Raw genomic sequence first — 26,130 nt, forward strand, 5'->3', positions numbered from 1 at the left:
TGATGTCGGGGTGGGGGAGGACATCGGCACTGAGGGCAGGACAGGCGGGCGGGCGCGGCGGTCGCCGGGCGCGTCGGGGCGTACACCGTTGGCTGCGGGCGCGCGCGGCCCGGAGCCCGGCGCGGCGGCCCGCGAATCCGGGCCGGGGGCGCGGGAGCCCGGGCCGGCGGGACGCGAGCCGGAGGCCGTGGCGGCGACCCCGCCGCGGGGCATCGACGCGGCCGGCGGGCTCGCCGCGCTGCGCGGCATCCTGGACCGGCCGCTGACCTCCTACTACCTGCTGCTGTCCTGCGCCGGCCTGCTGCTGCTGATCGGGCTGACCATGGTCTTCTCGGCGACCAGCGTGAAGGACTACGCCGAGGACGGCAACGCCTCGGCCTCGGTGACCAAGCAGGCCATCTTCGCGGTGATCGGCATCGGCGCGTTCTGGGTCTGCCAGCGCCTTCCCGCCAGCACCTACCGGTCGCTGGGCCGGCCGCTGCTGTTCACCTCGATCGGGCTTTTGCTGCTGCTCAACCTGCTGCTCGCCTACGCCCGGCTGACCGACCAGGACTCAGGGCAGATCGGCCCGGTCGAGGCGCGGCTGAACTGGCTGTTCGTCGGCGGCATCCAGCTACAACCCTCCGAGCTGGCCAAGTTCGCGATGGTGCTCTGGGGTGCGCACATCGTCGCCCGCAAGGGCGCCGCGCTGGGTTGGTGGCGTGAGCTGGCCACCCCGCTCTTCCCGGTGATCGGCCTGCTCTTCGTCCTGGTCGGCTACAACGACACCGGCACGATGCTCTGTCTGCTGGCCCTGGTCGTGGGTCTGCTCTGGGCCGCCGGGGTGCGGATGCGGGTCTTCGGCGCCCTGGCCACCGCCGGGCTGATCGGGATCGGCCTGCTCGTGGCGGTGGCCTCACTGGGCGCCGGCTCCGGCGAGCGCGGCGCGGACAACTACCGCCTCGCCCGGCTGGACATGTTCTTCAATCCACCGGACCCGGAGACCTGCAAACTCAACGACTGCCTCCAGTTCTACCAGGGGCGGCTGGCCATCGAGCACGGTGGCTGGTTCGGTGTCGGGCTGGGCAAGGGCAGCCTGAAGTGGGACTGGCTGCCCGAGGCGCACAACGACTTCATCTTCGCGATCATCGCCGAGGAGCTGGGCGTGATCGGGTGCGTCGTGGTGCTCAGCCTCTTCGCGGTCCTCGCGTACACCGGTTTCCGGATCGCCCGGCGTGTCGACGACCCGTTCCGCCGGCTCGCCGCCACCGCGGTGACCACCTGGCTGGTCAGCCAGGCCGTGATCAACATCGGTGGGGTGGTGGGGCTGCTGCCGATCACCGGTCTGCCGTTGCCGTTCATCTCCGACGGCGGAAGTGCCCTGGTGGTGACGTTGGCCGGCATCGGCATGCTGGCGTCCTTCGCCCGCGCCGAACCCGATGCGGCCAGAGCACTGCATGCCCGTCCGCCGGCCCGGTGGGTCCGACTACTCTGGGCCCCGTTGCCGCCGCTTCCCGGCCGGCGTCGCCGACCGGCGACGCCGCCCGCTGGCCGAGGGTCCGTGCCCCGGTCCCGCGAGCGGCGCCATGACGATCAGGCCGCGCCGCGCGGGGTCCGACAGGACCGGAGCCGCGGTGGTACGGCGAGCGAGAGGAGACGCTGATGGGTCCGCTGCGTTCGGTGGTGCTCGCGGGAGGTGGCACCGGGGGGCACGTCTACCCGCTGCTCGCCTTCGCCGACTGCCTGCGCCGACACGACCCGGGCGTCCGGATCACCTGTCTCGGCACACCCCGGGGCATGGAGAACGACCTGATCCCGCCGCAGGGCTACGACCTGCGGCAGATTCCGGCGTACCAGCTGCCCCGGTCGGTCAACATGAACCTGGTCCGCACACCGGGCCGGATGTGGACCGCGGCGCGCGCCGCGGGCAAGGTGATCGACGAGGTGCGCGCCGACGTGGTCGTCGGCTTCGGCGGGTACGTCTCGGTGCCGGCCTACCTGGCCGCGTGGCGCCGCGAGCTGCCCATGGTGATCCACGAGGTGAACGTGCCACCGGGCGTGGCCAACAAGCTGGGCATGAAGTTCACCAAGAACGTTGCCGTCGGCTTCCCGAACCAGCCGAGCCAGGCCGAGTCGCTGCGGGACGCCACAGTCGTCGGTGTGCCGCTGCGCCGCAGCATCGCCGGTCTGGACCGGTACGCGCTGCGCAACGCCGCCCGCGCCCACTTCGGGCTCCGCCCGGACCTGCCGGTGCTCTTCGTGTCCGGCGGCTCGTCCGGCGCCCGCTCGATCAACCTGGCGGTCTCCGGGGCGGCCAAGGAGCTGGCCCGCAACGGCGTGCAGGTGCTGCACGTGATGGGCGCCCGCAACGAGCCGGTGCCGATCCCCACCGACCTGCCGGTGCCGTACGTGACGCTGCCGTACCTGTCCGAGATGGAGCTGGGCTACGCCGCCGCCGACCTGATGCTGGCCCGGGGCGGGGCGATGACCGTCGCCGAGGTGGCCGCTATCGGGCTGCCCACGATCTACGTGCCGTACCCGCACAGCAACCAGGAGCAGCGGCGCAACGCGCTGCCAGTGGTGGAGGCAGGCGGTGGGCTGCTGGTCGACGACGCGGAGCTCACCCCGGACTGGCTGGAGCGCACCGTCATCCCCCTCATCCGCGACCCACAGCGGCTCTACAACATGGGTGCCGCCGCCGGGTCGTACGGTCGGCGCGACGGCGACGAGGCGCTGCGTTCCTTCGTGCTGGCGGCGGTGGCCCGATGACCGCGCAGTTCACCCCGGCCGGCACGCTCACCGCCGAGGACCTGGGCGCCGTCCACCTGATCGGAGTGGGCGGGGTCGGCATGCTCGGAGTGGCCCGGCTGCTGCTCACCCGCGGCATCCGGGTCTCCGGCAGCGACCTGCGGGAGTGGCCTTCACTGGCCGGCCTGCGGGCGCTCGGCGGCACCATCCACCTCACCCACGAGGTGACCAACCTGGACGGCGTGGACACCGTCGTCTACTCGTCGGCCATTCCCCAGGACCATCTGGAGTTGGTCGAGGCACGTCGGCGCGGCCTGCGGGTGCTGCACCGCTCGGAGGCGCTCGCCGCGGCGATGACCGGCCGTCGGGCGGTGGCCGTCGCCGGCACGCACGGCAAGACCACCACCACCTCGATGGTGACGATGGTGCTCCAGCAGGCCGGTGTGGACCCGTCCTTCGTGATCGGTGGGGAGATCTCCGAGGTCGGTTCGGGCGCCCACCACGGCACCGGCGAGCACTTCGTGGTCGAGGCGGACGAGAGCGACCGCTCGTTCCTCATCTACCGCCCGTACGTCTCGATCATCACGAACGTCGAGGCGGACCACCTGAACACCTACGGCGACTACGCGACGCTGGAGGCGGCGTTCGTGGAGTTCGCCCGCCTCACCGACCCGGACGGGTTCATCATCACCTGCGCCGACGACCCGGGCGGTCGGCGGTTGGCCGAGAGCCTGCGGTCCGAGGGACGACGGGTGTTCACCTACGGCGAGGCCGCCGACGCCGACCTGCGGTTGACCGAGGTGGTCTCCTCCGCGCGTGGGGTGCGCTATCTGGCCGCGATCGACGGCCGGTCGCTGGGCGAGTTCCGGCTGCCGGTGCCGGGGCGGCACATGGGGCTGAACAGCGCCGCCGCGGTGCTGGCCGCGTACCTGCTGGAACTGCCGCTGGAGGCGGCGGAGGCCGCGCTGGCGGTCTTTCCCGGGGTGCGACGGCGCTTCGAGCGCAAGGGTGTCGCGGACGGTGTGCTGGTCTACGACGAGTACGCCTACCACCCGACCTCGATGACCCTGGCCAACCAGACGTTGCGCGAGGTCGCCGGGGACGGCCGGCTGATCGTCGTCTTCCAGCCGTACCGGCTGTACCGCACCCGCGACAACCAGGCGGAGATCGCCGAGGCGCTGGCCATCGCCGACGAGGTGGTGCTCCTGGAGGTCTTCGGGCCGGGTGAGTTGCGTCAGCCCGGCGAGGGCTCGGCGGCGCTGATCGCGGCGGTGGATCTGCCCGCCGACCGCAAGGTCTTCGTGGAGTCGTGGGAGCAGGCCCCGGTCGAGGTGGCCCGTCGCGCCCGCCCCGGGGACGTGGTGGTCACCATGGGCGCTCCGCCGATCTCGCTGATGGGCGACGAGCTGCTGGCCGCCCTGGGTGAGCGTAACGGCGGCTCGGCACCGACAGCGACAGTCGACCCGGTGGCCACCACCCCGGCGATCGGTGATCCGGTGCCGGGTGGGGCGACGTCCGGCGGCGACGGCGCGGCTCTCAATGGCACCGCCGTGCCCGGCGGCTCGGCGCCCGCGGCCGGATGAGTCCCGGCCCGGCCCGAGGGCGGACCAGCGCCGCCGACGGTGGCGCCCCGCGTCGCGGTCCGGCCCGGCGGTGGCAGTTGGTCCGGGCGGGCCGCGACGCGGTACCGCCCTCGACCCGCCGGTTCATGGCCCGTGCCCGGCAGCGTCGCATGCGTGCGGCGCTGCCGTGGGCGGTGGCCGCCGGGGTGCTCGCCCTGGCCGGGCTGGTCGCCTGGACGGTGCTCGGCACCGGGCTGTTCGGTGTGCGGGAGGTGCGCGTGGAGGGTGCCGACCTGGTAAGCCCGGTGCAGGTGCACGATGCGGTCGGGGTGCCGGACGGGGTGCCGCTGGCCCGGGTGGACCTGAGCGCCGCCGCCCGTCGGGTCGGTGCGCTGCCGGCGGTGGAGCGGGCCACTGTCTCCCGGGACTGGCCCGGCGCGCTGGTGGTGCGGGTGACCGAGCGGACCGCTGTGGCGGTGGTGCCGCAGGGCGAGGCGTTCGCCCTGATCGACCGGATTGGGGTGGCGTTCCGGACGGTGGAGCGGCGCCCCGCCGACCTGCCACAGGTGACTGTGGCCCGGCCGGCCGCCGACGACCCGGGCACCCGGGCCGCGCTGGAGGTGCTCGTCGCGCTGACGCCGCAGCTGCGCGCGGAGCTGGTGGACGTGAACGTGGCGGGGCTGGCCCGGATCAGCCTGCGGTTGCGCGGCGACCGGACGGTGGTCTGGGGCGACGCGAGCCGGGGTACGGACAAGGCTCGGGTGGCCACCGCGCTGCTCGACGAGGACACCGACCGGATCGACGTGAGCGCGCCGGATGTGGTGACCTTTCGTTGACCGGTGAGCGTGCGCGGACGTGACCCGTGGCGCTCCGCGCGGCGACACGCCGCCCGGGTCCTTGGCTCATCGCGCGGTGGCGCTTACGTTGCCTCGAAGAGCTTCAGTGGTTGACATAACTGTAAGCCTCTAGTAGAGGGTTAGGGTTTACCCCTGATCCTCGTTGGTGACAGCTGTCGTCGGCCGCTGGTCTGGCCACGCCGTAACCGGTCGGCCGAAGCCAATCTCGAAGGAAAGGACCGGAGATGACACCTCCGCACAACTACCTGGCGGTCATCAAGGTCGTCGGCATCGGGGGTGGCGGCGTCAACGCCGTCAACCGGATGATCGAGGTTGGGCTCAAGGGCGTCGAGTTCATCGCGATCAACACCGATGCGCAGGCGCTGCTGATGAGCGACGCCGACGTCAAGCTCGACGTCGGCCGGGAGCTGACCCGTGGCCTGGGGGCCGGGGCCAACCCGGACGTCGGGAAGAACGCCGCCGAGGACCACCGCGACGAGATCGAAGAGGTGCTCAAGGGCGCCGACATGGTCTTCGTGACCTGCGGCGAGGGCGGCGGCACCGGCACCGGCGGCGCGCCCGTGGTGGCCAACATCGCCCGCAAGCTGGGCGCGCTGACCATCGGCGTGGTGACCCGGCCGTTCTCCTTCGAGGGCAAGCGCCGCCAGGTGCAGGCCGAGACGGGGATAGACGAACTCCGCAACCAGTGCGACACGCTGATCGTCATCCCGAACGACCGGCTGCTGGCCCTGGGCGACCGCAACATCAGCATGATGGACGCGTTCCGCACTGCCGACCAGGTGCTGCTCTCGGGTGTGCAGGGCATCACCGACCTGATCACCACCCCGGGTCTGATCAACCTGGACTTCGCCGACGTCAAGAGCGTGATGAGCGGCGCCGGCAGCGCGTTGATGGGCATCGGCAGCGCCCGTGGCGAGAACCGCGCGGTCGAGGCGGCCGAGGCGGCCATCTCCAGCCCGCTGCTGGAGCAGAGCATGGACGGCGCGCGGGGTGTGCTGCTCTCCATCGCCGGTGGCTCCGACCTGGGTCTGTTCGAGATCAATGACGCCGCTCAGCTGGTCACCGACGCGGCCCACCCGGACGCCAACATCATCTTCGGCGCGGTCATCGACGACGCGCTCGGTGACGAGGTGCGGGTGACTGTCATCGCGGCGGGCTTCGACGGCGGCACGCCCGCGTACAAGGCGGCCGAGCCGACGCGCAAGTCCAACACCAACCAGCCGGCACCGCAGAGCACCCCGGCGCCGACGCCGGCCACCAACCCGACTCCGGCCCAGTCGCCGCGTCGCGTGCTCTTCGACGACGTGGACGTTCCCGACTTCCTCAAGAACGGGTCCTGAGCACCGCCGATGACCGACAGCTCAGCCACGGTACGTCCGGATCGGCACGCCGAACTCGCGGCCGGTCTGGCCCAGGTTCGGTCCCGGGTCGACGACGCCTGCGCGCAGGCCGGCCGGGACCGTGCCGAGGTGACCATGATCGCGGTGACGAAGACCTACCCGGCCAGCGACGTGTTGGCGCTGGCCGGGCTCGGGGTGACCGACATGGGGGAGAACCGCGACCAGGAGGCAGCCGGCAAGGCCGCCGAGGTGGCTGCCGCCGGGGTGCGTCCCCGCTGGCACTTCATCGGCCAGTTGCAGCGCAACAAGGCCCGTTCGGTGGTCCGCTACGCCGACGTGGTGCACTCCGTCGACAGTGTCCGGCTGGCCCGGGCGTTGGCCACCGCGACCGCCGACCGGGTGGAGCCGCTCGACGCTCTGCTCCAGGTGAGCATCGACGGCGACGCGGCCCGGGGCGGAGCCCTGCCCGGCTCGGCGGATCCGGCCGCCGGTCTGGAGCCGGTGGCCGAGGCGGTGGCCGACGCGCCGGGGTTGCGTCTGGTCGGTCTCATGGCGGTCGCTCCTCTGGGGTGGGAGCCGGAGCGGGCGTTCGCCCGGCTCGCGGAGGTCGCCGACGCGTTTCGGGCTGTCCATCCGGGAGCCACGGCGCTGTCCGCCGGTATGAGCGGAGATTTCGAAATCGCGATCCGTTACGGCGCGACACATGTCCGCGTCGGTAGCGCGTTGCTCGGAATGCGTCCCACGCTGCGGTAGCCTGACCGCGAGACAAGCAAATTACATCAGTGTTGTTTCAGGGGCGGGCGTCTCCTAGTCGGGGGTCGTGGCGCGCGACGCGAATCGCGCGCCGGGGGGATTGCCGTTCCGGTCCGATGGGCATGGTTGTCCACTCGCGACGGGCGACATGGCACGGGGGCGCGTGCCGCACGGCGGACGGAAGGGCGCGGGATGGGTGCACTGCGCAAGGCGGGGGTCTGGCTCGGTCTGGTCGAAGAAGACGACGAGCGGGCCTACGACGACGGTGGCTACGAAAAGGGTGGCTACCGCGACTCGCGTTACCGGCAGAGCCGGTACGCCGAGGAGTTCGCCGACGACGACGAGGACGACACCGAGGAGCCGCCGGCTCCCCGGCCGCGCGACAGTGGGCGGGGTCGGCTCTCCGAGCGGTCGAGCGGGCGGTTGAGCGAGTCCGAACGCGGTGACGGTGAGCGGCCCGAGCGGGTCGAGCGGTCCAGCGTCCGGTCGATCACCCGGTCGTCGGCGGGGGAGACCTCCGGTGCGCTGACCTACCACACTCGGGACAACCTTGCCCTCGCGCCGCAGGTCACGTCGCGCGAGCGGGCCCTGCCGGAGGAGGAGCAGCGTTACCAGATCACCACGCTGCACCCCACCACCTATCGGGAGGCGCGCACCATCGGCGAGCACTTCCGCGACGGTGTCCCGGTGATCATCAATCTCACCGAGATGGATGAGGCCGATGCCCGCCGTCTGGTGGACTTCGCCGCCGGACTGGCGTTCGGCCTGCGCGGTACGATCGAGCGCGTGACCAATCGGGTGTTCCTGCTCTCACCGGCTAACGTCCAGGTCACCGCAGAGGACAAAGCCAAGATCGCTGAGGGCGGCTTTTTCAGTCTGAGTTGATCCCGCCCGACCCGAGGGACGTCGCTGACCGTGTTGTCGATCTTACTGCAAGTGTTGTACCTGATCCTTTATGTCTTCCTGCTCCTTCTTCTGTCCCGGTTCGTGTTGAGCGCCGTCCTGCAGTACGGCCGTCGCTGGCAACCGGGGCGTGGAGCATCGGCAGGATTGGAATCCGTGTGGAGCGTCACTGATCCCCCTCTCAACGCGTTGAGGCGTGTGATCCCTCCGCTGCGAATTGGTACCGTGAGCATCGACCTGGCCTCCCTTGTGCTCCTGGTTATCCTGTTCGTGCTGATGGAGTTCGTGTTAGGGCCGTCGATCAGGGCATCTGCCTGATGACCGACGCGCTTTCGCGGCCGCAACTGACCCGAGGAGTTTCGATGCCGCTGACCCCGGCCGACGTCCACAACGTCGCCTTCAAAAAGCCGCCGATCGGCAAACGGGGGTATGACGAGGAGGAGGTCGACGCCTTCCTTGATGAGGTCGAGCGCGAGCTCGCCCGTCTCATCGAGGAGAACAACGAGCTGCGCGCCCAGGTGGAGCGCGGCGGCCGTGGCGGTGCCCCCGCCGGCCCCGGCGGCGACGCCCGACTGGCGGCGGAGCTCAACGATGTCAAGGCCCAACTGGACCGGGTGCAGCGCGACAAGTCGGCGGCCGAGCAGGCTGCCCGCGCGATGCAGGCCGAGCTGGAGCAGGTCCGCGCGACCGGCGGCCCGGCCGGCGGCGTCACCGGTGACGGTGAGCAGCAGGCCCTGCGCGTGCTGATGATGGCCCAGCGCACCGCCGACGACCACGTGTCCGACGCTCGCCGCGAGGCCGACTCGCTGTTGTCCGAGGCTCGCAGCAAGGCCGAGGAGGTGACCCGGGAGGCGCGCGCCAAGGCTGACGCCCTTGAGCGGGACGCCCGCCAGCGGCACCAGGAGGCCATGGGCGGCCTGGACGCCAAGCGCACGGCGCTGCAGAAGCACATCGAGGAGCTCAAGCAGTTCGAGCGCGAGTACCGCACCCGGCTCAAGGCGTACCTGGAGAGCCAGCTGCGTGACCTCGACGGTCGTGGCCAGGGCCTCGAGGCCGAGATGACCCGCTCCGAAGCCGGCCGGGTCGCTGGCGGCAACGGGCTGGCCGCAGCAGGTCTCGCTGGTTCGTACGGCGGCGGCGGGCGCTCCGGCGCCCTCGAAGCCGGACGCTGAGCACCGGCCGGCGATCGCTGTCCGCCAATGGTGACGGTCGCCGGCCCAGCCTGGACGGTTCGACGCGGCGGGGGTGAGCCGTGATAGTCGCAAGTCTTCTGCTCATCCTCGTCGCGGTGGTGCTACTGGTGCTCGGCCTGGCCGGTGGCTCCAGCTTCTTGTTGGTCATCTCCATCGCGGCCAGTCTGCTGGCCGCCGTGGCGTTGGTGGTGGGCGCCCGCCAGGCAGCCGCCAACCGCGCCATGGCGGATCCCGGCCGGACCGACCGACGGCACCCCGACGCGCCCCGCACGGCCAGCCAGGCCACACCGGGTGTCGCGTACGGGCCGCCGCTGGTCGAGCCGGAGGTGCCGGTCCAGCACGTGCCCACGACGTTTGGTACCGGCGGCACCGGGTGGCGGCAACCACCCGAGCCGCCGGTCGACCATGCGCCCCCGATCGACGAGGCGTCGCCGGTCGACCCTCCGCACGTCGATGACGCGTCGCCGTTGGTGAGTGCGGCGGACGAGGCGCCCGCGCGGGCCCGACCGGTCAGCCCGGCGTCGCCGTTCGCGGCGTCGACCGACGACGTGTTCGACCCGGCGGTCGCGGCGGTCGACGAGCCGGCCGCCCAGCAGATCACGGCCGCCGAGGCGGCCCGGGTGGCCCGACTGCTCGACGCCGTCGAGGTCGTCGACGGCCGCCCCCGTTACCACCTGGACGGCTGCCCCCACCTGATCGGCTGGCAGCCCGAGACGTTGCCGGTCGCCGAGGCCGTGGACCTCGGCTTCACTCCGTGCGCGCACTGCGCGCCGGCGACCGCTCTCCTCGCCGACGCCCGGCCGATCTGAAGCGGTGCCGGTGCCCGCGCAGGACACGCTCACGGTGGCGGTACGGGTGAAGCCCGGCGCCTCCCGGGACCGGGTGGGTGGCCGTTTCGACGGCCCACACGGGCCCGCCCTCGTGATCGCGGTCCACGACCCGGCCGTCGACGGTCGGGCCACCGAGGCCGCCCGCCGGGCGTTGGCCGGCGCGTTGGGCCTCCGACCGGCCGCCGTGTCACTGCGTGCCGGCGCGGCCAGCCGGGACAAGCTCTTCCTCGTCGATCGGCCCGGCCCGGAGTTGCCCGAGGTGCTGCGCCGCCTGCGCGACGGATCCGCCGAGTGAGGACAGCCCAGGCAAGGCAGCCGTGACGCCAGGGTTGGACATCGCGCTGCTGCTCGGTGCGGCAGTGCTGCTGGTAGCTGTCGGCGCGGTGCGACTCTCCACCCGGCTCGGTGTGCCCAGCCTCCTGGTCTACCTGGCTCTGGGTGTGGCGATCGGCGAGAGCGGGTTGGGCATCCGTTTCGACGACGTCGAGCTGACCCGGACCCTCGGCTTCTGTGCGCTGATCGTGATCATCGCGGAGGGCGGCCTCACCGCCCGGTGGACCACGCTGCGCCCGGTGCTCGGGCTGGCCTCCGCGCTCTCCACTGTCGGCGTGATCGTCAGCATCGTGGTGGTCGGCGTGGCCGTGCACCTGCTGCTGGGACTGGACTGGCGGTTGGCGCTGCTCTACGGCGCGGTGCTCTCGTCCACCGACGCGGCGGCCGTCTTCGCCACCCTGCGCCGACTGCGGTTGCCGCCCCGGCTGGTGGCGACCCTGGAGGCCGAGTCGGGGATGAACGACGCCCCGGTGGTGCTGCTGGTGGTGCTGCTGTCTCACCAGGGTTTCGCGCACCCATGGTGGTACGAGGTCGCCCTGGTCTGTTACGAGCTGGGCGTCGGCGCGGCGGTGGGTGTGGCCGCCGGCGTCGCCGGCACCTGGGCGCTGCGCCGGGCGGCGCTGCCCTCGGCCGGGCTCTACCCGATCGCCGCTGTGGGCATCACAGTGCTGGCGTACGCCGCGGGGGCCGTTCTGCACGCCTCGGGCTTCCTCGCCGTCTATGTGGCAGGGGTGCTGCTGGGCAATGCCCGACTGTCGCACCGGCAGGCGATTCTCGGTTTCGCGGACGGGCTGGCCTGGCTCGCGCAGATCGGGTTGTTCGTGCTGCTCGGGTTGCTGGCCTCACCGGGCCGGCTGGACGCGGCGGTGCTGCCCGCTGTGGTCGCCGGGTTGGCTCTGGTGCTCCTGGCCCGGCCGTTGTCGGTGGCCGTCTCGGCGTTGCCGTTCCGGGTCGGCCTTCGAGAACAGGCGTTCCTGTCCTGGGCCGGGCTGCGCGGGGCCGTGCCGATCGTGCTGGCCACCATTCCGCTCTCCGAGCGGGTGCCCGGCGCGGAGCGGCTCTTCGACGTGGTCTTCGTGCTGGTGGTGATCTTCACGTTGGTGCAGACCGGGACGCTGGGGCCGTTCGCCCGTCGGTTGCGGGTGACCGCGCCGGCCGAGGCCGCCGAGATCCACGTGGAGACCGCGCCGCTGGAGCGAATGCGGGCGGACCTGCTCCAGGTGGAGGTGCCACCGGGCTCGCGACTGGCCGGCGTGCACGTCGACGAGTTACGCCTTCCGTTGGGCGCGTCGGTGACCCTGGTGCTGCGCGACGGCGTGGGCTTCGTGCCCGCACCGGACACCCGGTTCAAGACCGGCGACAGTCTGCTGATCGTGGCGACCGCCGGGGTGCGGGACGCGGCGGAACGGCGGTTGCGGGCGGTCAGTCGGCGGGGTCGTCTGGCCCGATGGTTTGGTGAGTACGGGGATGAGGTGCCCAGTTGATCTGCTAGCGTTCCCTTTGCCCCAGTTAGGCAGGGCTAGGGGCTGTTAAACGGTGCGACGGTGCGGCACGTTGTCGGACGCCTGTACGTTCCGTATTCTTGCCAACCTCCGGAGTGCGCGGCCATCGTCGCCGTGCGCCCCTTTTCGTACATAGGGGACGCCCTGGTTGGCGCCCCCTGACAGGCGCCGCGGACCGCGCGGTTCCCCGGCCGAGGGAGCGACCCATGGCGAAGCCATCCGACACCAGGACCGCCGGGCGCAAGCCGGCGGCGAAGGCCACCCGCAGCACGGCGGAGACCGAGAAGATCCGGGCGGCCCTGGCGGCGCGGCGGGACGAGCTTCGTGCCGAGTACGATCAGACGCTGAGTGAGATCACCGAGCTGCAGCGCGACCGGCTGACCGACTCGGCCGGGGACGACCAGGCCGACACGGGCACCAAGACGCTCGAGCGGGAGCAGGAGATCTCTCTCGCCAACAGCATTCTGGAACGGATCACGCAGGTGGAGCGCGCTCTGGAGCGCCTCGACGAGGGTGGTTACGGCTGGTGCGAGCGGTGCGGCAACCCGATCCCGGTCGAGCGCCTCGCCGCCTTCCCGTCGGCCACCCTGTGTGTGACGTGCAAGCAGCTGGAGGAGCGGCGCTGAGGTCCGTTCCCCGGCGGCGATGAGACGGTGAGCGATCACCGCCAAGACTGTCGATGGGGAGCGCATGACCGCAGTACCGTCCGCCGAACCCGGCCGCACCGATCCGGGCGGCGGCACCCGCCGGCCCCGGGCCGTCGCCATTCTCGCCGGAGTCGCCCTGGTGGCCCTGCTGGCCGACCTGGTCACCAAGCACCTCGCGCTGGCCGCGCTGACCGACCGGGAGCCGGTCCGGCTGCTCGGCGGGTTCGTCTACCTGAGCCTGACCCGCAACAGCGGCGCGGCCTGGAGCATCGGCGCGGACCACACCTGGGTCTTCCCACTGATCACCATCGGTGTGGTCGGCTGGATCGTCTGGATGGCGCTGCGGCTGCGCTCGCTGCCCTGGGCGGTCTCGCTCGGCCTGGTGCTCGGTGGCGCGTTGGGCAACCTCGTCGACCGGATCTTCCGGGCGCCGTCCCCGTTCCACGGGCACGTGGTCGACATGATCAGCCTCTTCGACCCGTACGGTCAGGTCTGGCCGGTGTTCAACCTGGCCGACAGTTCGCTGGTCTGCGGCGTGCTGCTGGCCGTCCTGTTGGAGCTGACCGGTCGCCAGCGTGACGGCCGGCGGGCGGGGCGCGACGGCGACCCGGCCACGACGGACGCCGCCGCGTCGGGCGCCGAGCAGCGGGAGCGGGCATGACCTCCGCGTTCGCCGCTGGCGGCGACCACCGTTCCCTTCCCGTTCCGGACGGCCTCGACGGCATGCGCCTGGACCAGGCCGTGTCCCGCCTGTTCGGGCTCTCCCGCACCGCTGCCGCGGCCCTGGTCGACGCCGGGGACGCGCTGGTCGACGGCTCCGCCCGGGCCAACTCGCACAAGGTCAAGGCCGGCTCCTGGCTGGACGTCACGCTGCCCGCCCCGGTCGCACCGCCGACAGTGGTGCCGCAGGCGGTGCCCGGCCTGCGGGTCGTCTACGCCGACGACGACATCGTCGTGGTCGACAAGCCGGTCGGGGTGGCCGCGCACCCGAGCCCCGGGTGGACCGGGCCGACGGTGATCGGCGCGCTCGCCGCGATCGGGCACCGCATCTCCACCAGCGGCGCCGCCGAGCGTCAGGGCGTGGTGCACCGGCTCGACGTGGGCACCACCGGGATCATGGTGGTGGCCAAGAGCGAGCAGGCGTACACGGCGTTGAAGCGGGCCTTCAAGTACCGCGAGGTCGACAAGGGCTACCACGCGGTGGTGCAGGGTCACCTGGACCCGCTGCGGGGCACCGTCGACGCGCCGATCGACAGGCACCCCACCCACGACTACCGCTGGGCGGTGGTGTCCGGCGGCAAGCCGAGCATCACCCACTACGACACCCTGGAGGCGTTCCCGGCGGCGAGTCTGGTCGACGTCCGGCTGGAGACCGGCCGGACCCACCAGATCCGGGTGCACTTCTCCACGATGCGGCACCCCTGTGTGGGTGACCTCACCTACGGCGCCGATCCCACCCTCTCGGCCCGTCTCGGCCTGGCCCGACAGTGGCTGCACGCCCGCGAACTGAGCTTTGTGCACCCCCGAACGGGGGACGAGGTCCGGTTCGTCAGCGACTACCCTGACGACCTGGACCGTGCGCTTCAGATCCTGCGTGACTGAGCGGCGACCGCCCGACACCGTTCCACAGAGGGGATCCCGCCCGTGCGCGCCGGCAACCTGCTGCGGCAGCTGGACCAGCGGTTGCTGCCGCCGCTGACCCGGGCCGTGGCCCGGCTGGGCGACCGGTCGGCGCGCTCCGGCGTGCTCAGTTGGGCCGCGGTGCTCTCCGCGGCGGCGGTGTTGGGCACCGCCGTCTGGGCCGTCGACGACACTCCGGTCGGTGACCGGACGGTCGGCGAGGTGACCCGGGTCGGCGTTGCCGACGGCGACTCCGTTCCCGGCTACCTGCGGTCCGCCGCGGCCGACCTGGCCGCGCTGCCCGCGTCCGCCCCGGCCGCCGAGGGCGGGACGTACGCGTTGGTCACGCTCGACGCGTACCTGCCTCCGCAGCGGCTGGCGACGGTGCTCGGCGACGTCGGGGTCTCGACCGTCTTCGGGCGGGTTCCGCTGCCCGGCCGGCAGACCGAGATCGTCAAGATCCCCGCGCTGCGGGTGCCGGACGACGTGGTCGCCGGGATGGAACAGGTCGCGGCCCGCAAGGAGACCGAGGCCGCCGACTACCGGACCAGGGCCGCCGCTGTCGACGGCGACGGGGTGGGCGAGCGGGAGTTACGGGAGCAGTACGCCAGCGGCGCCGAGGTGGCCGCCGCCGAGGCGGTCGCGTACCGCACCGGCTGCGCCTGCGTCTACGCGGCGGTGGTCCGCGCGACGCCGGTGGCGCTGCGCGGTGTCGCGGCCCGGCCGGATGTACGGGCGGTCGACCCCGCCCCCGAGGTGTACCGGCTGGACCGGACGGTCTTCACGCCGCCGCTGCCCGAGCAGCGTGACGTGGTGCGCCCGCCGGCCGACACCGGGCCGAGCCCCGCACCGACCCGGTCCGAGCGGCCAGCGCCGATGATCAGCGCATCGGCGCCGTCGGCCCCCGTGGGCGAATCGTCGGAACCCGCACCAGTCGTGACGATTCCGTCACCCGAACCGTCGAAGCCGGAGCCCACCGAGTCGGCGCCGCCGAGTGTCACCACCTCGCCGGACGCCACCCTCGCCGAGCCGTCGCCGCCATCGCCGTCGTCGTGATCTGCGCCGGCTGGTGTGCGCTCTGAGGTGTGGTCCGAATAGGGTTGGGTTCGTAGCCTGTCAGACAGAGATCGATGGCGCTGGGAGGGCGGGCCGTGGAGGGCAGTGAGACCGGCTGGGGCCGGCCGGCCGAACCAGCGCCGCGGTGGCGCGCGCTGTTGGACCGTGCCCGGCTGGGCGGTCGCGGCGCGGAGCAGACCGAGCCGGAGCGGCGCGGCGAGGAACCGCCGCCGGACCCGCTGCCACGGCGTGCGGCCCCCAACGGCTACGCCGGGCGAGCACCCGCCATCGGGCATCCGGCCGACCTGTCGTACGGCGCGGAGCCCGGTTACCGGGCCGAGGCGACCTACCGCGTCGACCCCGCGTACCGGGCCGACCCCGCGTACCGGGCCGAGCCGGACTATCGGGCGGAGCCCGCGTACCGGACCGAGCCGGGTTATCGGGCCGAGCCGGACTATCGAGCGGAGCCGGCGTACCGGACCGAGCAGCCGGACTACCGCGCTGAGCCCGGCTACCGGGCCGAGCCGGGCTACCGCGCCGAGCCGGACTACCTCGCCACGCCCGGCTACCGGGCCGAGCCGGACTACCGGGCCGAGCCGACTTATCGGGCCGAGCCGGACTACCGTGCTGAGCCGACGTACCGGGCCGAGCCCGAGCCGACGTACCGGGCCGAGCCCGAGCCGCCGGCACGCGGCCCCGACCCGGTCCCGTCGCGCTACGCGTTGCTGGACAACGGCTACCGACCGGGCGACCCGCCGGTGGAGTCGCGGTACGCCCTGCTGGAGACCGGCTACCAGCCGGAGACCGGCTACCCGGCCGCACCGCCACCGCCCGCGCCGGTCGCCCCGCCGCCCGCGCCCCCGGTCGCCCTGCCAGTCGCGCCGCCCGTCCCGCCGCCACCCGCCCCGGCGGTCGGCTCGGCGGTCGCCGAACGTGCCTACCCGCCCCGGATCGAATGGCGCCCACCGGCCGTCGACCAGGAGCAGGAGCGCGCCAACGGGGTGCTCCAACGGGACCTGGGCACGCCCCGGGTGTTCGCCTTCGCCAACCCCAAGGGCGGGGTGCACAAGACGACCGCCACGGTGCTCGCCGCGGCGACGGTCGGCAGCGTCCGCGGCAAGGGCGTGCTGGCCTGGGACGACAACGAGCTGCGCGGCACCCTCGGCCTGCGCGCCGGCAGCGCCCGGCACGCCCGGACGATCCGGCACCTGATCAGCGACCTGGCCCAGATCGAGATCCTGGAGGGCGCGACCCTGCTGGACCGACTGGACGACTACCTGCGGCACGCCTCCGACGGCTCGTACGACGTGCTGGCCGGCGAGGAGAGCCCGCGCTTCGCCCAGCGCCTGGACCAGTTCACCGTCCGACGGGTGCTGGAGCTGCTGCGGCGCACCCACGACGTGGTCTGCGTGGACACCGGCAACAACGTGGAGAGCCCCAACTGGCGCACCGTGATGCAGGCCGCCGACCAACTGGTGGTGACCACTGTGCCCCGGGAGGACGCGGCGTTCAGCGCGGACTGGATGCTCGACCTGCTGCACGAGGAGGGCATGGGTGAGTTGGCGGACAACGCGATCACCCTCATCTCCTGCCCGACCCCGGGACGCTCGACGCTCCAGGACGACCTGGAGCGGCACTTCGCCACCCGTACCCGGGGCGTGGCCGTCGTGCCGTACGACCCGGCTCTGGAGACCGGGTCGTCGATCGAGTACCACCAGCTCCAGCCGGAGACCCGGCAGGCGTGGCTGCGGGCCGCGGCGATGATGGTGGAGCCGTTCGCCCGGTGAGCTGGTCTGCCGCCACCGGAACCCCGAACGCGCACCGGGCCTGAGAGGATCATCGGGTGAGCCCGGACAACCCCGACCGTGAGCGGCCCGTCGACGAGCCCGACCAACCCGCGCCACCCCGTACGCCGGACGCGAAACCGCCGGAGGTGGACCCGTCGGCCGGGACGGCGCCGGGCGAGTTCGGTCCGGGCCACCTGCCGGCCTCGGCGGCGTACCAGAGCTCGCTGGAGCTTCGGTTCGACGAACCGCGTCGTCCGCTGCGTGCCCTGGCGACGGTGCTGGGCGTCGTGCTCGCGCTGGCCGCGCTGGGTGTTCCCCTCGGCCTGCTCTGGGCAGTGCTCGCGCCGGACACCCCGGTGCTCAAGACCGCCGAGGGGGCGATCTACGCCGAGCCGCAACCGGAGCAGCCGATCGCCGCCGACGGTTGGTTCAGCCTGCTCGGGCTCGCCTTCGGGCTGCTCGTGGCGCTCGTCCTGTGGTTCGTGCTGCGTCGGCGGCGCGGCCCGGTCGGGTTGCTCGCCGCGGTGCTCGGCACCCTGGTCGCCGCGCCGGTGGCCTGGCAGGTGGGTCGGCGGATCGGTCTGGCCACCTTCGACCGGCTGCTGGCGACCGCCCCGGCCGGGCAGGCCTTCAGCAAACCCGCCGACCTGCGGGCCGGTGGGGTGGACTGGCTGCTCGGCGTGCTGCCGGTGCCGCACGGCAACCTGCTGCTGCCGGCGTTCGGTGCCGCTGTCATGTACACCCTGCTGGCCGGTTGGTCGCGGTGGCCGGGGCTACGCCCGGAGCCCGAGCCGGGGGAGTTCAGTTGGGTGTCGGCGGGGACGCCAGCTCCGACAGCGGCACCGGAACCGCCCGCACCTGACGCAGCAGAGCCGCCTCGCGGTTGAGCAACCGCAGCTCGGCGCGGAGCCGGGAGGCGGTGTCGTCGATGGCCAGCAGCCGTTGGCGGTCGTCGACGGTGAGCGCCGCGGTCGCCGCCACCAGGTGCGAGAGCACTGTCGGGTCCTCCGGCAACTGCTCGGAGATCTCCTCCGGGTCGGAGCGGATCAGGCCGAGGTACTGCCGGAAGACCGCGATCACCCGGGCGGCCAGCAGGTCGGCCACCTCGTCCGGGCCGCCCGGGTCGGGCAGCCACTCGACGTCGGCGGTCAGGTAGGGCTCGGCGCTGTCGTCGACCTCGGCGATGCGGAACCGGCGGCGGCCGACGGTGACGATGTCGAAACCACCGTCGGCCAATTCGGTCACCTGGCGCAGCTCGGCGGTGCAACCCACCTCGTGCAGCGTCACCTCGCCGGCGTTCGATGAGGCCGGGGCGCCGGCGGGACCGGCGGGCGCGACCTCCCAGCCGGCCTGGATGGCCACCACGCCGAACTCGCGCGGGGCGCCGTCGGGCAGGCTGACCAGGTGCCGGACCAGCGCCCGGTAGCGCTCCTCGAAGATGTGCAGCGGCAGCACCAACCCGGGAAAGAGCACCGTTGCGAGCGGGAAAACCGGCAGCCGTGCGGTCACATGGTCGAGCCTAACCAATCTCGGCACCGGGGGCGTGGCCCGGCTCACCGTCCCGGCGGACGGGCGGCTCGGGTGGACGTCGGGCCGGCCGCCTAGACTCGCAAGGGTGCTGAATCGGATCGACCTGCGCGACGGTCTCGGTGACCCGCGCCGCCTGCTGCCCCGTGCCCAGCTCGACGTGTCCGTCGCCGTCGAGCGCATCCGGCCGCTGGTGGAGGCGGTCCGTGAGCATGGGTACCCAGCGATCCGGGAGGCGAGCGAGCGGTTCGACGGCATCTCCCCGGAGGTGCTGCGGGTGCCGGTCGAGGCGATCACCGAGGCGGAGGGGGTGCTCGACCCGGCGGTGCGTGCCGCGCTGCTGGAGTCCATCGCCCGGGCCCGTCGGGTGCACGCCGACCAGCGGCGCACCGACCACATCACGAAGGTGGTGCCCGGCGGCACCGTCACCGAGCGGTGGCTGCCGGTCGACCGGGTCGGCCTCTACGTGCCCGGTGGCCTGGCGATGTACCCGTCGACAGTGGTGATGAACGTGGTGCCCGCCCAGGCGGCCGGGGTGCGCTCGCTGGTGGTGGTCAGCCCGCCGCAGAAGGACAACGGCGGCCTGCCCGATGCCCGGGTGCTCGCCGCGTGCGCGCTGCTCGGCGTCGACGAGGTGTACGCGGTGGGCGGGGCTCACGCGGTGGCGATGCTGGCGTACGGCGCGGCGGTGGACCCGGCGGGTGAGCTGCGGTGCGACCCCGTCGACCTGATCACCGGCCCCGGCAACATCTGGGTGACCGCCGCCAAGCGGCTGCTGCGCGGCGTGGTCGGCATCGACGCCGAGGCCGGGCCGACCGAGATCGCCATCCTGGCCGACGACACCGCCGACCCGGCGCACGTGGCCGCAGACCTGATCAGTCAGGCCGAGCACGACCCGCTCGCCGCGAGCGTGCTGGTCACCCCGTCGGTGGCGCTGGTCGAGGCCGTCGAGGCGGAGTTGGCCCGGCAGGTGGCGGCGACCAAGCACACCGAGCGGGTCACCACGGCGCTGACCGGTGAGCAGAGCGGCGTGGTCCTGGTCGACGACCTCGAGGCGGGGCTGCGGGTGGTCGACGCGTACGCGGCCGAGCACCTGGAGATCCAGACGGTCGACGCTCGGGAGTGGGCGCTGCGGGTCCGCAACGCCGGAGCGATCTTCGTGGGCGCCTGGTCGCCGGTGTCGCTCGGCGACTACTGCGCCGGCTCCAACCACGTGCTGCCCACCGGCGGCTGCGCCCGGCACTCCTCCGGCCTGTCCGTGCAGTCGTTCCTGCGCGGTGTGCACCTGATCGAATACACCGAGGCCGCGCTGCGCGACGTGGCCCCGCACGTGGTCACCCTGGCCAACGTGGAGGACCTGCCCGCGCACGGCCAGGCTGTCCAGGCCCGCTTCCCGGGTGGAGGACCGGCGTGACCAGCCTGGACGATCTGCCGATCCGGGCCGACCTGCGGGGGCTGTCGCCGTACGGGGCGCCGCAGTTGGACGTGCCGGTGCGGCTCAACACCAACGAGAATTCCCACCCGGTGCCGGAGCCGGTGGTCGAGGCGATCGGCAAGGCGCTCGCGGCCGAGTTGCGCGAGCTGAACCGCTACCCGGACCGGGACGCGGTGGCGCTCCGTGCCGACCTGGCCGAATATCTCGGGCACGGGCTCACCGTCGACCAGGTGTGGGCGGCCAACGGCTCCAACGAGATCCAGCAGCAGCTGCTCCAGGCGTTCGGCGGGCCGGGGCGCACCGCGCTCGGTTTCGTTCCGGCGTACTCGATGCACCCGCTGCTGGCCCTCGGCACCAGCACCCGGTGGGTGCCCGCCGCGCGCGGCGTCGACTTCGGGTTGACCGCCGAGGACGCGGTCGCCCAGGTCCGCGAGCACCGGCCGGACGTGGTGTTCCTCTGCTCGCCGAACAACCCCACCGGCACGGCACTGGACCCGGCGGTGATCGCCGCGGTGCTCGACGTCGCGCCGGGCATGGTGGTCGTGGACGAGGCGTACGCCGAGTTCGCCCGGCCCGGGACGATCAGCGCCCTCGCGGTGCTGCCCGGCCACCCGCGGCTGGTGGTCACCCGGACGATGAGCAAGGCGTTCGGCTTCGCCGGTGGCCGGCTGGGTTACCTGGCCGCCGACCCGGCGGTCGTGCGGGCGGTGCAGCTCGTCCGTTTGCCGTACCATCTCTCCGCGCTCACCCAGGCCGCCGCACGCGCGGCGGTGGCCCACCGCGACGCCCTTCTCGGTACGGTGAGCGCGATCATGGCGCAGCGGGACCGGATCGTGGCGACGCTGCGCGAGCGGGGGTTGCGGGTCGCCGACAGCGACGCCAACTTCGTGCTCTTCGAGGTGGGCGGCGACCAGACCATCGTCTGGAACGCCCTGCTGGCGCAGGGGGTGCTGGTCCGTGACGTCGGCCTGCCCGGCTGGCTGCGGGTGACCGCCGGCACCGCCGCCGAGACCGACGCCTTTCTTTCTGCAATGGAGACTTCGCAATGAGTCGGACCGCCCGGGTGGAACGGATCACCAAGGAGACCAAGGTCCTCGTCGAGATCGATCTCGACGGCACCGGTGCCGCCGAGATCAGCACCGGCGTCGGCTTCTACGACCACATGCTGCACCAGATCGCCCGGCACGGCGGCTTCGACCTGACCGTGCGCACTGTGGGCGACCTGGAGATCGACGCGCACCACACGATCGAGGACACCGCGCTCGCCCTGGGTGCGGCGTTCGACCAGGCGCTGGGCGACAAGGCCGGCATCCGGCGGTACGGCTCGGCGACGGTGCCGATGGACGAGGTGCTGGTCCGGGCCGCGGTGGACCTCTCCGGTCGGCCGTACGTGGTGCACGACGAGCCGGTGCTCGCCCCGTACATCGGGCCGGTGTACGCGACAAGCATGACCCGGCACATCTGGGAGTCCTTCGGTCAGGCGGCCCGGGTCACGCTGCACGTCGACGTGCTGCGGGCGGCTCGGCCGGGTGGTCACCCGGACGCGCACCACGTGGTGGAGGCGCAGTTCAAGGCGGTCTCCCGCGCGTTGCGCGAGGCCACAGCGATCGACCCGCGTTCCGCCGGGGCGATCCCGAGCACGAAGGGCGCGCTCTGATGAGCGCGAGGAGTGCAGCGCAGCGGAGCCCCGCAGCCGCGAATGGAAGGCAGCTCTGATGGGTGCCGCGTTGCCGACGTTGCTGCTGATCCTGGCCGGGGTGCTGGTGGGCGGCACCTGGTCGCTCTACCGGCAGGGCGCGCCGAAGGCCGCCGTGCTGATCACCGCGGGGCTCGCGGTGCTCGCCACTGTCGCCGGGGTGCTGCGGCTGCTGCCGGAGAACGGGTGATCGGGGTGACGACATGAGTGGCGTGGTGGTGCTCGACTACGGCTCGGGCAACCTGCGTTCGGCGGAGCGGGCGCTGGCCGCCGCTGGAGCGGACGTCCGGGTGACCGACGACCTGGCCGCGGCGGCTGCCGCAGATGGTCTGGTGGTGCCGGGTGTGGGCGCGTACGCGGCGTGCATGGCGGGGATCGAGGCGCTGGGCGCCGGTCCGGTGATCGCCGAGCGGGTGGCTGCCGGCCGGCCGGTGCTCGGCATCTGTGTGGGCATGCAGGTGCTCTTCGAGCACGGTGACGAGCACGGCGTGGTGACCAAGGGGCTGGGGTTGCTGCCCGGCGGGGTGACCCGGCTGGCCGCCACCCGGTTGCCGCACATGGGCTGGAACACGGTCCGGGCTCCGCGGGAGTCGGTGCTGTTCGCGGGGTTGACGGAGCAGAGCCGGTTCTACTTCGTCCACTCGTACGCGATGGGCGACCCGGCGGCGCTGGCCGCTGCCGGTGCCACCGTGACCACCGCCCACCACGACACGGATTTCGTCGCGGCGGTGGAGCGTGGCTCGTTGTCGGCGGCCCAGTTCCACCCGGAGAAGTCCGCCGACACCGGTGCCGCGCTGCTGCGCAACTGGCTCGCCACGTTGCCCAGCGGTGACTGAGCGCCGTCGCGCGGTGTCCGAGCGGCGGGCGTCGCGGTGAGCCGGGAGCGCGCCCGCCGGCGGGCGGAGCGGGAGGCGGAGCAGGCCCGGGAACGGGCGGTCCGGCAGCGCCAGGTCGCCCGGCGGCAACGTCGTCGCGCGGTGGTCCGCACCTTGACGCCGCGGCTGCGGCGGGGTCGCTCCGGGCGGCTGGCCCGGCACACTCGGGGTGAGCGGGCCGCGATAGTGCTGCTCACCGGCGCGGCGGTACTCCTGATCTGGACGTTCGTCGACAACCTGGCGTTGCGTATCGCGCTGATCGTGCTCTTGCTGCTCGTACTGCCGGCGATCGTGGTGATCGCCCTGGACCGTCGTACCTGATCGAGGAGAAGACCTTGAGCCTCACCCTGTTACCCGCCGTGGACGTCGCTGACGGCCGGGCCGTCCGGCTCGTGCAGGGCGCCGTCGGAAGCGAGAGCATCTACGGCGACCCGTTGGACGCGGCGCTGGCCTGGCAGCAGGACGGCGCGGAGTGGATCCACCTGGTCGACCTGGACGCGGCGTTCGGTCGGGGCACCAACGCGCACCTGCTCGCGGAGGTGGTGCGGCAGTTGGACGTGAAGGTGGAGCTCTCCGGTGGCATCCGTGACGACGAGTCGCTGCGCGCGGCGCTGGGTACCGGTGCGGCCCGGGTGAACATCGGGACCGCCGCTCTGGAGGACCCGGTCTGGTGTGACCGGGTGGTCGCGGAGTACGGCGACCGGGTGGCCATCGGGCTGGACGTGCGGGGTCACACCCTGTCGGCGCGGGGTTGGACCCGCGACGGTGGCGACCTGTACGAGGTGCTGGAGCGGCTGGACAAGGCGGGCGCGAGTCGGTACGTGGTCACCGACATCACCAAGGACGGGACGATGCGCGGGCCGAACCTGGATCTGCTGCGCGAGGTGTGTGCCCGTACGGACCGGCCGGTGATCGCCTCGGGTGGGGTGTCCACCCTGGACGACCTGCGAGCGTTGGCGACTCTGGAGTCGGCCGGGGTGGAGGGCGTGATCGCTGGCAAGGCGCTCTACGCGGGTGCGTTCACCGTGGCCGAGGCGCTGCGGACGCTGGCCGAGGCGTGACGACGACCCGGCTGGGGTCGGGCGGCCCGTGGGAGCAGCGCTACGGGTACTCCCGGGTGGTCCGGGCCGGTGAGTGGGCCTGGACGGCTGGTTGCACGGCGACTGTGGACGGCCGGGTGGTGCACGTCGGTGACGCGGCCGCGCAGACCGCGCAGGCGCTGCGGATCGGGTTGGCCGCGCTCGCCGAGGTGGGTGCGGAGCCGGGCGACGTGGTCCGGACCAGGATGTACGTGACGGACCGGCTGCACGCCGACGAGGTGGGCCGGGCGCACAACGTGGTTTTCGGCGCGGTCCGGCCGGCGGCGACCCTGGTGGTGGTGGCCGGTCTGTTGGACCCGGAGCACCTGGTCGAGGTGGAGTTGGAGGCGTACCTCGGCGATCGCTGAGGTACGTGCCCGGGCGGCCTGCCGGCCTGTCCTGCGGCCCGATAAGTTGTGCACAACTTAATTGTGGGCTACGGTTCAGCGGTGACCGATGACCTGGTGCTGCGCCGGCAGGTGTGCTTCGCGCTCTACGCCGCGTCGCGCGCACTGACCGACGTCTACCGGCCGATCCTCGACGAGGTCGGGTTGACCTACCCGCAGTACCTGGCGCTGCTGGTGCTCTGGGAGCGTCCCGACGACGCCCCCACGGTGTCCGAGTTGGGCGCCGAGCTGCGGCTGGACTCCGGCACGCTCTCCCCGCTGCTCAAGCGGCTGGAGGGGGCGGGCCTGGTGGTGCGGCGGCGGTCGGCCCGCGACGAGCGGCGGGTCGAGGTGGGCCTCACCGAGCAGGGCCGGGCGTTGCGCGAGCGGGTCTGCGACGTCCCGATGCGGATCGCGCAGGCCACCGGGCTGGGCTTCGACGAGCTCGTCGCGCTGCGCGACACCCTCACCCGGGTCACCGACACCATCCACCGACAGAAGGAGCAGTGACCACCATGCAGGTTGTCTACACCGCGTCCGCGACCGCCACCGGCGACGGCCGGGACGGTCACGTCGAGACCTCCGACGGCACGTTCGCACTCGATCTGGCCGTGCCGAAGGAGATGGGCGGCGCCGGTGGCGCGGCCAACCCCGAGCAGCTCTTCGCCGCCGGTTACGCGGCCTGCTTCCACAGCGCGCTGCGGCTGGTGGCCCGCCGGGCCAAGGCCGACGTGACCGGTTCCGTGGTCGACGCCGAGGTGGGCATCGGCCCGAACGGCAGCGGCGGCTTCGGGCTCACCGTGCAGCTCGTCGTCGACCTGCCCGCCGCGCCCCGCGAGGTCGCCGAGCAGATCGTCGAGCAGGCCCACCAGGTCTGCCCGTACTCCAACGCCACCCGTGGCAACGTCGACGTCACCCTGACCGTCCGCGAGACCCTGTCCGCGTGACCTCCCGCCCCCAGGCCCCCATCCGCGGACGAGAGGACGACCACCCCGTGACCAGCAACCGCGAGATCCACCTGGCCAGCCGCCCGCAGGGCTGGCCCACCGAAGACACCTTCCGGCTCGTCGAGACCGAGGTTCCGACGCCCGGGCCGGGCCAGATCGTGGTCCGCAACCAGTACATGTCCGTCGACCCGTACATGCGCGGACGGATGAACGACGTCAAGTCGTACGTGCCGCCGTTCGCGCTCGACGCGCCGCTCGACGGCGCCGCGATCGGTGAGGTGGTGGCCAGCGAGGCGGCGGACGTCGCCGTCGGGACCACAGTCCTGCATGGGCTGGGCTGGCGGGAGTACGCGCTGCTCGACGCCGCCGCGGCCCGCCCCGTCGACCCGAGCATCGCCCCGGTCAGCGCGTACCTGAGCGTGCTCGGCATGACCGGGTTGACCGCGTACGCCGGTCTGCTGGAGGTGGCCGCGATGAAGCCCGGCGAGACGGTCTTCGTCTCCGCCGCGGCCGGCGCGGTGGGCAGCCTGGTCGGCCAGATCGCCAAGCTCAAGGGCGCCGGCCGGGTGATCGGCAGTGCCGGCTCGCCGGCCAAGGTCGAGCGGCTGCGGGCGCTGGGCTTCGACGCCGCCTTCGACTACCACGACGGGGTCCGCGAGTCGCTGCGGGCGGCCGCCCCGGACGGCGTCGACGTCTACTTCGACAACGTCGGCGGTGACCACCTGGAGGCCGCGATCTCGGCCATGAACCTGCACGGCCGGGCCGCCATCTGCGGCATGATCTCGCAGTACAACGCCACCGAGCCGCCGGCCGCCCCGCGCAACCTGGCGCTGGTCATCGGCAAGCGGCTCACCCTGCGCGGCTTCCTGGTCAACGACCACAACGACGTGCGGGCGGCGTTCGTGCGCGACGTCTCGGGCTGGTTGCGCGACGGCACGCTGTCCTACGACGAGACGATCGTGGACGGCATCGAGAACGCACCGGAGGCGTTCATCGGCGTACTGCGCGGCGACAACCTCGGCAAGATGCTCGTCAAGGTGTGACGCAGAGCTCTCTCGCGGCGGTCGACCCGATC

At 72.7% G+C, this 26,130-nt stretch carries 30 protein-coding genes; 29 read left to right on the plus strand and 1 reads right to left on the minus strand.

The features are described from left to right. Positions 1–187 precede the first annotated feature (187 nt). The 18 genes from OG598_RS02390 (at position 188) to OG598_RS02475 (ending at position 17,997) form a co-directional block, all read left to right on the plus strand. Positions 188–1,642 (plus strand): FtsW/RodA/SpoVE family cell cycle protein, encoded by a 1,455-nt coding sequence (locus OG598_RS02390; protein WP_328655250.1) that lies wholly within the window; start codon positions 188–190, stop codon positions 1,640–1,642. Next, positions 1,642–2,748 carry an undecaprenyldiphospho-muramoylpentapeptide beta-N-acetylglucosaminyltransferase gene (gene murG, locus OG598_RS02395; RefSeq protein ID WP_328652834.1) on the plus strand — a complete coding sequence of 369 codons (1,107 nt, stop codon included), beginning with the start codon at positions 1,642–1,644 and terminating at the stop codon, positions 2,746–2,748. Before OG598_RS02390 ends, murG begins: the two co-directional genes overlap by 1 nt. After that, positions 2,745–4,310: a UDP-N-acetylmuramate--L-alanine ligase gene (gene murC / locus OG598_RS02400; protein WP_328652835.1), complete on the plus strand. Its 1,566-nt coding sequence runs from the start codon at positions 2,745–2,747 to the stop codon at positions 4,308–4,310. The genes murG and murC overlap by 4 nt, the downstream gene beginning before the upstream one ends. Further along, positions 4,307–5,125 carry a cell division protein FtsQ/DivIB gene (locus OG598_RS02405; RefSeq protein WP_328652836.1) on the plus strand — a complete coding sequence of 273 codons (819 nt, stop codon included), beginning with the start codon at positions 4,307–4,309 and terminating at the stop codon, positions 5,123–5,125. The genes murC and OG598_RS02405 overlap by 4 nt, the downstream gene beginning before the upstream one ends. Before the next feature lie 245 nt (positions 5,126–5,370). Then, on the plus strand, positions 5,371–6,486 hold the full coding sequence (gene ftsZ / locus OG598_RS02410; RefSeq protein WP_238685996.1) for a cell division protein FtsZ: 1,116 nt from the start codon (positions 5,371–5,373) through the stop codon (positions 6,484–6,486). A 9-nt stretch (positions 6,487–6,495) separates the two neighbouring features. Then, positions 6,496–7,239 (plus strand): YggS family pyridoxal phosphate-dependent enzyme, encoded by a 744-nt coding sequence (locus OG598_RS02415; RefSeq protein WP_328652837.1) that lies wholly within the window; start codon positions 6,496–6,498, stop codon positions 7,237–7,239. Positions 7,240–7,431: 192 nt separating this feature from the next. Next, the gene (locus tag OG598_RS02420; RefSeq protein ID WP_327034639.1) at positions 7,432–8,124 is read left to right on the plus strand and encodes a cell division protein SepF; all 693 of its coding nucleotides are present in this window, start codon (positions 7,432–7,434) and stop codon (positions 8,122–8,124) included. Between the two features lie 30 nt (positions 8,125–8,154). Beyond that, positions 8,155–8,460: a YggT family protein gene (locus OG598_RS02425; protein ID WP_030334503.1), complete on the plus strand. Its 306-nt coding sequence runs from the start codon at positions 8,155–8,157 to the stop codon at positions 8,458–8,460. 44 nt (positions 8,461–8,504) lie between these two features. Further along, a complete protein-coding gene (locus OG598_RS02430; protein WP_145795168.1) occupies positions 8,505–9,314 on the plus strand; it encodes a DivIVA domain-containing protein in 810 nt (269 codons plus the stop codon). A gap of 125 nt (positions 9,315–9,439) precedes the next feature. Further along, positions 9,440–10,144: a hypothetical protein gene (locus OG598_RS02435; RefSeq protein WP_442931490.1), complete on the plus strand. Its 705-nt coding sequence runs from the start codon at positions 9,440–9,442 to the stop codon at positions 10,142–10,144. A gap of 4 nt (positions 10,145–10,148) precedes the next feature. Next, positions 10,149–10,460 (plus strand): DUF167 domain-containing protein, encoded by a 312-nt coding sequence (locus OG598_RS02440; protein ID WP_442931448.1) that lies wholly within the window; start codon positions 10,149–10,151, stop codon positions 10,458–10,460. A gap of 22 nt (positions 10,461–10,482) precedes the next feature. After that, complete coding sequence (locus OG598_RS02445; protein ID WP_328652840.1) at positions 10,483–11,982, plus strand: potassium/proton antiporter; 1,500 nt, start codon at positions 10,483–10,485, stop codon at positions 11,980–11,982. A 224-nt stretch (positions 11,983–12,206) separates the two neighbouring features. Beyond that, a complete protein-coding gene (locus OG598_RS02450) occupies positions 12,207–12,626 on the plus strand; it encodes a TraR/DksA family transcriptional regulator (RefSeq protein ID WP_124854350.1) in 420 nt (139 codons plus the stop codon). Positions 12,627–12,690: 64 nt separating this feature from the next. Continuing rightward, on the plus strand, positions 12,691–13,308 hold the full coding sequence (gene lspA, locus OG598_RS02455; RefSeq protein ID WP_238667374.1) for a signal peptidase II: 618 nt from the start codon (positions 12,691–12,693) through the stop codon (positions 13,306–13,308). Next, positions 13,305–14,249, plus strand: coding sequence for an RluA family pseudouridine synthase (locus tag OG598_RS02460; protein ID WP_328652841.1), 945 nt, complete (start codon positions 13,305–13,307; stop codon positions 14,247–14,249). The genes lspA and OG598_RS02460 overlap by 4 nt, the downstream gene beginning before the upstream one ends. 42 nt (positions 14,250–14,291) lie before the next feature. Then, the gene (locus tag OG598_RS02465) at positions 14,292–15,323 is read left to right on the plus strand and encodes a hypothetical protein (RefSeq protein WP_328652842.1); all 1,032 of its coding nucleotides are present in this window, start codon (positions 14,292–14,294) and stop codon (positions 15,321–15,323) included. Between the two features lie 95 nt (positions 15,324–15,418). Then, positions 15,419–17,110, plus strand: a complete 1,692-nt coding sequence (locus OG598_RS02470) for an AAA family ATPase (RefSeq protein WP_442931449.1) — start codon at positions 15,419–15,421, stop codon at positions 17,108–17,110. A 56-nt stretch (positions 17,111–17,166) separates the two neighbouring features. Next, positions 17,167–17,997, plus strand: a complete 831-nt coding sequence (locus OG598_RS02475) for a DUF2567 domain-containing protein (protein WP_328652844.1) — start codon at positions 17,167–17,169, stop codon at positions 17,995–17,997. On the opposite strand, the gene OG598_RS02480 is transcribed toward OG598_RS02475, so the two are convergent. Continuing rightward, complete coding sequence (locus OG598_RS02480; protein WP_328652845.1) at positions 17,912–18,619, minus strand: LON peptidase substrate-binding domain-containing protein; 708 nt, start codon at positions 18,617–18,619, stop codon at positions 17,912–17,914. The two genes, OG598_RS02475 and OG598_RS02480, sit on opposite strands and share 86 nt — an antisense overlap. 106 nt (positions 18,620–18,725) lie before the next feature. On the opposite strand from OG598_RS02480, the gene hisD reads away from it, so the two are divergent. The 11 genes from hisD (at position 18,726) to OG598_RS02535 (ending at position 26,098) form a co-directional block, all read left to right on the plus strand. Continuing rightward, positions 18,726–20,051, plus strand: a complete 1,326-nt coding sequence (hisD, locus tag OG598_RS02485; RefSeq protein ID WP_328652846.1) for a histidinol dehydrogenase — start codon at positions 18,726–18,728, stop codon at positions 20,049–20,051. Then, positions 20,048–21,121 (plus strand): histidinol-phosphate transaminase, encoded by a 1,074-nt coding sequence (locus tag OG598_RS02490; protein ID WP_328652847.1) that lies wholly within the window; start codon positions 20,048–20,050, stop codon positions 21,119–21,121. The genes hisD and OG598_RS02490 overlap by 4 nt, the downstream gene beginning before the upstream one ends. Then, complete coding sequence (gene hisB, locus OG598_RS02495; protein WP_328652848.1) at positions 21,118–21,729, plus strand: imidazoleglycerol-phosphate dehydratase HisB; 612 nt, start codon at positions 21,118–21,120, stop codon at positions 21,727–21,729. Before OG598_RS02490 ends, hisB begins: the two co-directional genes overlap by 4 nt. A gap of 58 nt (positions 21,730–21,787) precedes the next feature. Then, positions 21,788–21,958, plus strand: a complete 171-nt coding sequence (locus OG598_RS02500; RefSeq protein ID WP_198041444.1) for a hypothetical protein — start codon at positions 21,788–21,790, stop codon at positions 21,956–21,958. A gap of 13 nt (positions 21,959–21,971) precedes the next feature. Beyond that, positions 21,972–22,604: an imidazole glycerol phosphate synthase subunit HisH gene (gene hisH, locus OG598_RS02505; protein WP_328652849.1), complete on the plus strand. Its 633-nt coding sequence runs from the start codon at positions 21,972–21,974 to the stop codon at positions 22,602–22,604. 36 nt (positions 22,605–22,640) lie between these two features. Then, positions 22,641–22,964 (plus strand): hypothetical protein, encoded by a 324-nt coding sequence (locus OG598_RS02510; protein WP_328652850.1) that lies wholly within the window; start codon positions 22,641–22,643, stop codon positions 22,962–22,964. A gap of 14 nt (positions 22,965–22,978) precedes the next feature. Beyond that, entirely contained in the window at positions 22,979–23,704 is a 726-nt protein-coding gene (priA, locus tag OG598_RS02515) for a bifunctional 1-(5-phosphoribosyl)-5-((5-phosphoribosylamino)methylideneamino)imidazole-4-carboxamide isomerase/phosphoribosylanthranilate isomerase PriA (RefSeq protein WP_091407754.1), read from the plus strand. Beyond that, positions 23,701–24,090 (plus strand): RidA family protein, encoded by a 390-nt coding sequence (locus OG598_RS02520; RefSeq protein ID WP_328652851.1) that lies wholly within the window; start codon positions 23,701–23,703, stop codon positions 24,088–24,090. Before priA ends, OG598_RS02520 begins: the two co-directional genes overlap by 4 nt. An 81-nt stretch (positions 24,091–24,171) precedes the next feature. After that, positions 24,172–24,618 carry a MarR family winged helix-turn-helix transcriptional regulator gene (locus tag OG598_RS02525; protein WP_328652852.1) on the plus strand — a complete coding sequence of 149 codons (447 nt, stop codon included), beginning with the start codon at positions 24,172–24,174 and terminating at the stop codon, positions 24,616–24,618. A 5-nt stretch (positions 24,619–24,623) separates the two neighbouring features. Next, on the plus strand, positions 24,624–25,055 hold the full coding sequence (locus tag OG598_RS02530) for an organic hydroperoxide resistance protein (protein WP_328655251.1): 432 nt from the start codon (positions 24,624–24,626) through the stop codon (positions 25,053–25,055). A 47-nt stretch (positions 25,056–25,102) separates the two neighbouring features. Next, positions 25,103–26,098, plus strand: a complete 996-nt coding sequence (locus OG598_RS02535; RefSeq protein WP_328652853.1) for an NADP-dependent oxidoreductase — start codon at positions 25,103–25,105, stop codon at positions 26,096–26,098. Positions 26,099–26,130 lie beyond the last annotated feature (32 nt).

The sequence above is a fragment of the Micromonospora sp. NBC_00330 genome, from assembly GCF_036136635.1.
Taxonomy (GTDB): Bacteria; Actinomycetota; Actinomycetes; order Mycobacteriales; family Micromonosporaceae; genus Micromonospora; species Micromonospora salmantinae.

What these genes read in the sequence shown, in the direction of transcription:
- murG (WP_328652834.1), top strand. Translation starts at nt 1,642, where the DNA reads ATGGGTCCGCTGCGTTCGGTGGTGCTCGCGGGAGGTGGCACCGGGGGG.
- murC (WP_328652835.1), top strand. Translation starts at nt 2,745, where the DNA reads ATGACCGCGCAGTTCACCCCGGCCGGCACGCTCACCGCCGAGGACCTG.
- OG598_RS02405 (WP_328652836.1), top strand. Translation starts at nt 4,307, where the DNA reads ATGAGTCCCGGCCCGGCCCGAGGGCGGACCAGCGCCGCCGACGGTGGC.
- ftsZ (WP_238685996.1), top strand. Translation starts at nt 5,371, where the DNA reads ATGACACCTCCGCACAACTACCTGGCGGTCATCAAGGTCGTCGGCATC.
- OG598_RS02415 (WP_328652837.1), top strand. Translation starts at nt 6,496, where the DNA reads ATGACCGACAGCTCAGCCACGGTACGTCCGGATCGGCACGCCGAACTC.
- OG598_RS02420 (WP_327034639.1), top strand. Translation starts at nt 7,432, where the DNA reads ATGGGTGCACTGCGCAAGGCGGGGGTCTGGCTCGGTCTGGTCGAAGAA.
- OG598_RS02430 (WP_145795168.1), top strand. Translation starts at nt 8,505, where the DNA reads ATGCCGCTGACCCCGGCCGACGTCCACAACGTCGCCTTCAAAAAGCCG.
- OG598_RS02450 (WP_124854350.1), top strand. Translation starts at nt 12,207, where the DNA reads ATGGCGAAGCCATCCGACACCAGGACCGCCGGGCGCAAGCCGGCGGCG.
- lspA (WP_238667374.1), top strand. Translation starts at nt 12,691, where the DNA reads ATGACCGCAGTACCGTCCGCCGAACCCGGCCGCACCGATCCGGGCGGC.
- OG598_RS02460 (WP_328652841.1), top strand. Translation starts at nt 13,305, where the DNA reads ATGACCTCCGCGTTCGCCGCTGGCGGCGACCACCGTTCCCTTCCCGTT.
- hisB (WP_328652848.1), top strand. Translation starts at nt 21,118, where the DNA reads ATGAGTCGGACCGCCCGGGTGGAACGGATCACCAAGGAGACCAAGGTC.
- OG598_RS02500 (WP_198041444.1), top strand. Translation starts at nt 21,788, where the DNA reads ATGGGTGCCGCGTTGCCGACGTTGCTGCTGATCCTGGCCGGGGTGCTG.
- hisH (WP_328652849.1), top strand. Translation starts at nt 21,972, where the DNA reads ATGAGTGGCGTGGTGGTGCTCGACTACGGCTCGGGCAACCTGCGTTCG.
- OG598_RS02530 (WP_328655251.1), top strand. Translation starts at nt 24,624, where the DNA reads ATGCAGGTTGTCTACACCGCGTCCGCGACCGCCACCGGCGACGGCCGG.